Annotated in this window: 1 protein-coding gene; it reads left to right on the top strand. The window is 63.7% G+C overall.

Annotated features, from left to right (window positions below):
* Positions 1 to 237, top strand: a 237-nt coding sequence (locus AC0L2F_RS35965; RefSeq protein ID WP_473251552.1) for a molybdopterin cofactor-binding domain-containing protein, incomplete at both ends; no start/stop codon positions are given.

The following is a 237-nucleotide window of genomic DNA, read 5'->3' as shown; positions in this document are numbered from 1 at the left end:
CGCATCGATACACAGGGCAAACTCACCGTCAGCAGCGCCACCACTGATATCGGCACGGGCACTTACACCGTGATGACCCAGATCGCCGCTCAGGCCAGTGGCGTGGCGATGGCTGACGTCAGCTTTCTGCTGGGCGATTCATCCTTGCCCACGGCGCCGCTGCAGGGCGGCTCGTTTACCGTGTCTTCCGTCGGCACCGCCGTGCAACAGGCCTGTGAGGCGCTCAATGCCAAGCTG

The sequence above is a fragment of the Bradyrhizobium sp. Ken64 genome (assembly GCF_055807555.1).
The sequence above is the reverse complement of the archived record's forward strand: the minus strand, read 5'-3'. Positions and strand labels throughout refer to the sequence as shown.